The sequence below is a fragment of the Aureimonas sp. ME7 genome, assembly GCF_903970965.1.
Classification (GTDB): domain Bacteria; phylum Pseudomonadota; class Alphaproteobacteria; order Rhizobiales; family Rhizobiaceae; genus Aureimonas.
This window is the reverse complement of record NZ_CAJCKW010000017.1, coordinates 46,481-53,160: the sequence shown is the minus strand read 5'-3', so window position 1 is coordinate 53,160 and position 6,680 is coordinate 46,481. Positions and strand designations below refer to the sequence as shown.

At 66.5% G+C, this 6,680-nt stretch carries 4 protein-coding genes and 1 pseudogene; 4 read left to right on the top strand and 1 reads right to left on the bottom strand.

All coding sequences use genetic code 11. The annotated features are described in order from the left end of the window. Positions 1-337 precede the first annotated feature (337 nt). The 3 genes and pseudogenes from H7A85_RS19170 (at position 338) to scpA (ending at position 4,067) form a co-directional block, all read left to right on the top strand. Positions 338-1,089 (top strand): annotated as a pseudogene (locus H7A85_RS19170) (IS5 family transposase). Positions 1,090-1,513: 424 nt separating this feature from the next. Continuing rightward, entirely contained in the window at positions 1,514-1,930 is a 417-nt protein-coding gene (mce, locus tag H7A85_RS19165) for a methylmalonyl-CoA epimerase (RefSeq protein ID WP_182422129.1), read from the top strand. Next, the gene (scpA, locus tag H7A85_RS19160) at positions 1,917-4,067 is read left to right on the top strand and encodes a methylmalonyl-CoA mutase (protein WP_182422128.1); all 2,151 of its coding nucleotides are present in this window, start codon (positions 1,917-1,919) and stop codon (positions 4,065-4,067) included. The genes mce and scpA overlap by 14 nt, the downstream gene beginning before the upstream one ends. A 107-nt stretch (positions 4,068-4,174) precedes the next feature. Here the strand turns inward: scpA and H7A85_RS19155 are convergent, their stop codons facing one another. Further along, entirely contained in the window at positions 4,175-5,215 is a 1,041-nt protein-coding gene (locus H7A85_RS19155; protein WP_182422127.1) for an enoyl-CoA hydratase/isomerase family protein, read from the bottom strand. 516 nt (positions 5,216-5,731) lie between these two features. On the opposite strand from H7A85_RS19155, the gene H7A85_RS19150 reads away from it, so the two are divergent. Further along, positions 5,732-6,616 (top strand): AraC family transcriptional regulator, encoded by an 885-nt coding sequence (locus tag H7A85_RS19150; protein WP_182422126.1) that lies wholly within the window; start codon positions 5,732-5,734, stop codon positions 6,614-6,616. Positions 6,617-6,680: the final 64 nt, after the last annotated feature.

Below are 6,680 nucleotides of genomic sequence, written 5' to 3'. Positions count from 1 at the left end.
CGGCACCTGCCGCCGCGCTATGGCCGGCTGCGCCACCCCAACCCGCTTCGCCGGCCACCTCAACCGTGGTCGCCAAACCTACCATGCATTAGATTTGAACCGGACCACCTGATAGGGGCAGGCCAGCTTACCGCGTATGATGAAAGCCATCTCGCCGCCTATTTGCGACTACTCGACGCAGATTATGCAGGCGCTAACTGGAAAGAGGTTGCGGCGGTTATTCTGGGCATAGACGCAACTGCCGAGCCGCAGCGAGCCAAAGTGATGCACGCTAGGATCAGGCCCCCTTGATTCGATGCGTGCCGTCTGATTCAGGCTTCGTCCGGGGGGACTGGATATGAGCGATCTGTCCGGGTTGACGGACGAGCAGATGGCGCGGTTGCGGCCGTTCCTTCCCAGGAGCCAGGGCAGGCCACGGGTCGATGACCGGCGGGTTCTCAGCGGCATCATCTTCGTCAACCGCAACGGTCTGCGGTGGCGCGATGGGCCCAAGGACTATGGGCCTGCGAAGACGCTCACCAATCGCTGGAAGCGCTAGGGCGAAGCGGGCGTCTTCGTCCGAATGATGGAGGGTCTGGCCGCAGTCGGCGCCGATCCGCAGACGGTCATGATCGAGGCGACCGACCAGAAGGCGCGCCGCACGGCTTCGAGCCTTGCGGTCAAAAAGGGGGGCTTGGTCGCCTGATCGGCCGCACCAAGGGCGGCATGAACACCAAGCTTCACGCCGTCGCCGATGCGAACGGTCGCCCGCTCAGCTTCTTTCTGACCGCGGGGTCGGTGAGCGACCATACCGGGGCCGCGGCGCTTCTGGACGAGTTGCCGAAGGCGCGATGGCTGCTCGGTGACCGCGGCTACGACGCCGACTGGTTCCGGGACGCCGTGCAAGCGAGGGGCATTAGGCCCTGCATTCCAGGGCGCCAGTCGCGCAACGCACCCGTCAAACACGACAAGCGCCGCTATCGGCGCCGCAACCGTATCGAGATCATGTTCGGGCGACTGAAGGACTGGCGGCGCATCGCAACCCGCTACGACCGGTGTCCGACCGTCTTCTTCTCAGCCATCGCGCTCGCAGCCACCGTTCCGTTCTGACTGTGAGCTACGAGCCCGGAGCCCAACCCTGCTTTCCCCGTTATGTCGCGTAGGGGATTCCGACCCCGAAGGGCTTGAAATGACGGGTATGCTGGACCTTCGGCTTTGCCCGATTGCCTGCTCGCCGATAGATTTCCCCGTAAATTCCCGCAGAACACTGAACGCGGCTTCGGAGAAGGGTTCGCTCACGACGTCTTCCTCCGCCAGACAACCCGCAAGGTCGATTTCTGGATCCGAAGCAGAGACTTAGGCTATATAGCGATCGCCTTCCGCGAGGGTTAACTTCTCAGATCCCACAAATCGACGATTCCGACCGCGAAGCTCCTTCTTTTTCAAGTTTAGGTGCTACCGTCGAGGCGCAACGCTTGCGTGTAGGGACGCCGCGACATTCCATCGCGACGGCTCGAGGAGGGGATGTCCGCCGATGCTGGGACGCTTGAACCATGTGGGCTTGGCAACGCCCTCGATCGCGCATGCGCGCGATCGCTATGCCCGGCTCTTCGGTGAGGCGGCGGTGGGCGCGCCTTTCGACCTACCCGAACGAGGGGTGAAGGTCTGCTTCGTCGATGCGCCGAACACGCAGCTCGAACTGATCGAACCGCTCGGCGACGCCTCGCCCATCGCAGGCTTTCTCGCGCGCAACCCGGCGGGTGGGCAGCATCACCTGTGCTTCGAGGTCGCCGATCTCGACGCGGCGATGGCCGATGCGCAAGCATTCGGGATGCAGGCGCTGGGAGTTCCTCGCCTCGGCGCGCATGGCACGCGGATCGTCTTCCTGCATCCGCGCGAGACGGGCGGCATCCTGATCGAGCTGATGGAAGCACCCGATGATGGACACTGATCGTCCGGCGCCGGCCGACTGGGAAGCGCTGGCCGCCCGCGAGACGAAGGGGCGCGACCTCGACTGGCGGACGCCCGAGGGCATCCTCGTCAAACCGCTGTATACGGCGGAGGATACGGCCGGCTGGGAGCCCGGCCTGCCGGGCTTCGCGCCCTTCGCGCGGGGCGTGCGCGCTTCGATGTATGCCGGGCGGCCGTGGACGATCCGCCAATATGCCGGCTTCTCGACGGCCGAAGCCTCCAACGCCTTCTATCGGCGCAATCTGGCAAGCGGGCAGAAGGGCCTGTCGGTCGCCTTCGATCTCGCCACCCATCGCGGCTACGATTCCGATCACGGTCGCGTCCACGGCGACGTCGGCAAGGCCGGGGTGGCGATCGACACGGTGGAGGACATGAAAATCCTCTTCGAGGGCATCCCCTTGGGCGAGATGTCGGTGTCGATGACCATGAACGGGGCGGTGATCCCCGTTCTCGCCTTCTTCATCGTGGCGGGCGAGGAGCAGGGCGTGCCCCGCGCCCGGCTCGAAGGGACCATCCAGAACGACATCCTCAAGGAGTTCATGGTTCGCAACACGTATATCTATCCGCCCGAGCCCTCGATGCGGATCGTCTCGGACATCTTCGCCTACACGAGCGCCGAGATGCCGCGCTTCAACTCGATCTCGATCTCGGGCTACCATATGCAGGAGGCGGGAGCGACGCAGCTCCAGGAGCTGGCCTTCACGATCGCCGATGGCATGGAATACGTGCGCTACGGCGTGGCCTCGGGCCTCGACATCGACCGCTTCGCCGGGCGCCTCAGCTTCTTCTTCGCCATTGGCATGAACTTCTTCATGGAGATCGCCAAGCTGCGCGCCGCGCGCGTTCTGTGGCACCGCGCGATGACCAGGCTCGGCGCGCGCGACGAGCGCTCCAAGATGCTGCGCACCCACTGCCAGACGAGCGGCGTCTCGCTGACCGAGCAGGACCCGACCAACAACGTCATGCGCACCACGATCGAGGCGATGGCCGCGATGCTGGGGGGCACCCAGTCGCTCCACACCAACGCGCTCGACGAGGCGATCGCCCTGCCGACGGAGTTTTCCGCCCGCATCGCACGCAACACGCAACTCGTGCTGCAGGAGGAAACGGGCATGACGCGCGTCGTCGATCCGCTCGGCGGCTCCTACTACGTCGAAAGCCTGACGAAGGCACTGGTGGACGGCGCCTGGGCGTTGATCGAGCGCATCGAGGCCGAGGGGGGCATGGCCCGGGCCGTGGCGGCAGGTTGGCCGAAGGCGATGATCGAGGAAGCCGCCGCCGCCAAGGCCGCGCGGATCGACCGCGGCGAGGACGTGATCGTCGGGGTGAACCGCTATCGGCTGGATGCAGAAGCGTCGATCGAGATCCTCGAGGTCGACAACCATGCGGTGCGCGAAGCGCAGATACGCCGGATCGAACAAGTGAAGGCGGCGCGTGATCCAAACGCCGTCGCCGGAGCGCTGGACGCGCTGCGCGAGGGCGCGCGCGGCCGTGGCAACCTCCTGGAACTGGCGGTCGTCTGCGCCCGCGCCCGCGCAACGCTCGGCGAGATTTCCGCCGCCTTGGAGGACGTGTTCGGCCGCTTCGACACGAGCCCGAAGCCGGTGAAGGGCGTCTATGGCGGCGCCTATCGCGACGACCCGCGATGGACGCGCCTGACGGACGCGGTCGCGGCCACCGGGCGCCGCCTCGGCCGGCGCCCGCGCATGCTCGTCGCCAAGATGGGCCAGGACGGACACGATCGGGGCGCCAATCTCGTGTCCTCGATGTTCGGCGATCTCGGTTTCGAGATCGTACCGGGCCCGCTGTTCCAGACACCGCGCGAGGCGGCGGCGCTGGCGGTGGAGCGCCAGGTGGACATCGTCGGCGCTTCCTCGCTTGCAGCCGGCCACCGGACGCTGATCCCCGAACTGATCGCCGATCTCGCCGAGCGTGGGCGGGCCGACATCAAGGTGGTCGCGGGCGGTGTCATCCCCGCGCAGGACTACGAGGAGCTTCGCCGGGCCGGCGTCCAGGCGATCTTCGGGCCCGGTACCAACCTCGTGGAGGCAGCGGCCGAGGTGCTGCGCCTTCTCGGCCAGAACATGCCCCCGCTCGACCAAGGCGCCGACGGTTAGAAGCGCCGCCCATGTCGTGAGACCGCGATCGCGGCGAGGTCTCGATCGCGCTGGTCGGCCGGCTCAGTGCCTCGCGCGGCGGCGAGTCGCGGCTCGATATGGCCGGTTCAAACCTCCGGCGGATCGAAAAGCGAGCGGCTTGGACGGAGCGAGGCGATCAGCGCGTTTCGATCGACCTGCGCGAGCGAAGCGGGACGCCAGACCGGACGGCGATCCCTATCGATCACCGCCGCCCGCACGCCCTCGAAGAAGTCGTGCCCTTCCAGGATCAGGGCGTCGGCGGCATACTCGCGGTCGAGACACGCCTCCAGCCGCTCGGATCGGCAGGCTTCCCGAAGGAGATGCAGCGTCAGGACGAGGCTCGTCGGCGACCGGGCGTCGAGGGTCGCGAGCGTTTCCGCCGCAAAATTGGAACCATCGCGGCGAAGGGCCTCGCGTATCTGCGTCATCTCGTCGCCGGCGAAGGCCGCCTCGATCAGGGGGGCGTTCGCCAGCAGACGCGAAGGACCGGGATCGACGGCATGAGCTGCCAACGCCTCGTCGGCGAGACGCCCGCCGGCCAGATCCGTTAAGAGGGCCGGAATGGCATCGGAAGGGATCATCGCGTCGGCAAGGCCGGCGGCAAGAACGTCGGCGGCACCGATGCTCGACCCGGTCAGCCCGAGCCAGAATCCGAGACGATGGGGCGCGCGCGACAGCGCGAAGGTGCCCCCCACATCCGGGAAGTAGCCGATGCCGGTCTCGGGCATGGCAAAGCGCGTGCGCTCGGTGACGACGCGGTGGCTGCCATGGACCGAAAGCCCGACGCCGCCGCCCATGCAGATGCCGTCCATCACCGCGACCCAGGGCTTGGCCGAGCGCGCGATGCGCGCGTTGAGGCGGTATTCCTCGGCCCAGAAGCGGAGAGCCGTCTCGGGCTCCGTCCGCCCGGCGCGCCAGATCATCTTGATGTCGCCGCCCGCGCAAAGGCCCCGCCCCTCGCCGGTCAAAGCGATGGCGCGCACCGCCTCGTCGTCCTCGAACCGGTCGAGCGCTGCCGCGATCGCACGGATCATGGACAGGTCGAGGCTGTTCAGCGCCTCCGGCCGATCGAGGTGGATACGCCCGAGCGCGCCCTCGACGCTTGCGCGCACGAAGGGGCGCGTCACGCGGCATTCTCCGAACTTGCGAACGCGACACAGTGGGGTTCGCTCAAGCGGGGCGCGTGCTTGTAAAGGCCTGCGCCCGCACCCTGGCGCCGACCGGACGATGCGAACGGGCGATGAAGCGAGGCGTCGCCGACGCGCCGCGCGGCGCTCGCCCTTACCGGCTGGTTCGGCAAGACGTTCGCAGCGTCGCCAGCGCGCAGGCTTTCGGTCAGGTCAGACATTGGATCTCCCTTGCAGAACTATCGGCGAACACGGGAGGTCATCCCCTCATTCTGTGGCCATGGTTGGCGCCAACGGCGAGCGAGGCGATCGGGAACCTGACTTTACAGCGCTCATACAACTGCGAAACAGCTCTCGGCTTCGATGTCAAAAAAGTATCGAACGCTTGGAATAGTCGAGGTAGTTCGACCCGGCGAAGGCTGGTAGCCTCCCCTTCAATAACAAGAAAGATCGCCGCTCGCAGCGGCAAGGCGCTCGCAAAAGGCCCGAAGAGGTCGAGCGTTGGGAGGATGCGAGATGAATCCGGACCTGGAACTCGTCCAGATCAGGCAGGGTGAATCGTTCAAGGCGTGGGTCCACGGTTATCCGTTCCACACGGTCCGCTGGCACTTCCACCCCGAATACGAGATCCACCATGTCGTCGCCACCAGCGGCCATTGCTTCGTGGGCGACTTCATCGGCTCTTTCGAGCCGGGACAGCTCGTGCTGACCGGTCCCAACCTTCCGCACAACTGGGTCAGCGACGTTCCCGGCGGCACCGAAATTCCGTTGCGCTGCCGGATCGTCCAGTTCTCCGAAGCCTTCGTGGAAGGAGCGATGCGGGCGATGCCCGAGTTCGGCGGATGCGCACCGCTTCTGAGCCTCAGCCGGCGCGGCGTATGCTTCGGTCCGGATGCCGTGCGCGATGTGGGCCCGATCCTCGGCGAGATCGTCGAAGCGCGGGGCCTGCGCCGCCTGACCCTGTTCATGGCGCTGATGGACATCCTGTCGAACGACACCGACGCCCGGCCGCTGACCAGCACGCATTATCTACCGGACCCGTCGGGCTTCATGAGCGGGGGAATCAACGAAGCGCTCGCCTTCATCAGCCGTCACCTGACGGAGCACTTCACCGAAGGCGATCTCGCCGCGATCTCGGGCCGCAGCCCCAGCATCTTCTCGCGATCCTTTCGCCGCCACACCGGCATGACGCTCGTCCAGTACGTCAACCGGCTGCGGATCAACCTCGCCTGCCAGCTTCTGACGAGCGATCCCCATCGCTCGATCACCGACATCTGCTTCGCCAGCGGCTACAACAACGTGTCCAACTTCAATCGGCAATTCCTGCTTCAGAAGGCGATGTCGCCGTCGCGCTTCCGCGCGCTGTCGCAACGAAAGGAAGGCGCGCGTTACGCGGCCTGACCTTCGCCCTCGGCCCCGCATACCTGGACCGGCCGGCGCGGGAGGGCACCGGCGGTCCAGGCGA